The organism is Pedobacter sp. HMWF019 (assembly GCF_003061025.1).
In the GTDB taxonomy this organism is placed as follows: domain Bacteria; phylum Bacteroidota; class Bacteroidia; order Sphingobacteriales; family Sphingobacteriaceae; genus Pedobacter.
This window is the reverse complement of sequence record NZ_QAIL01000487.1, coordinates 1-318: the sequence shown is the minus strand read 5'-3', so window position 1 is coordinate 318 and position 318 is coordinate 1. Positions and strand designations below refer to the sequence as shown.

Annotated in this window: 1 pseudogene; it reads right to left on the bottom strand. The window is 45.6% G+C overall.

The features are described 5' to 3' along the window. Positions 1-299 (bottom strand): annotated as a pseudogene (locus tag DBR11_RS30360) (serine protease); the annotation flags it as partial. Positions 300-318: the final 19 nt, after the last annotated feature.

The following is a 318-nucleotide window of genomic DNA, read 5'->3' as shown; positions in this document are numbered from 1 at the left end:
GATCTGCCCCCGCCGCCAAAAAACTGCTCCATCATATCCATTGGAGAAGAACCGCCGCTGTTATTTGAACTGTTAAATGTTGTTCTGATGTGCACTACTGCCGGCGAAACCGCCGCCGCTGCCTGCACAAAATCTACTGCCCCTGCTGAAGAAATTTTAATCGGGTTACTTGCAAAAAGCACCTTTTGTTTTTCTTCAATAGACATCCCATCCTGACCGCGCTCTAAAAATCTATAGGCGCCAATTGCTGCTGCACCACCTACCAGTGCCGCTAAAATTATTAATCCTATCCTTTTCATTTGTTCTGTATGTTTATGG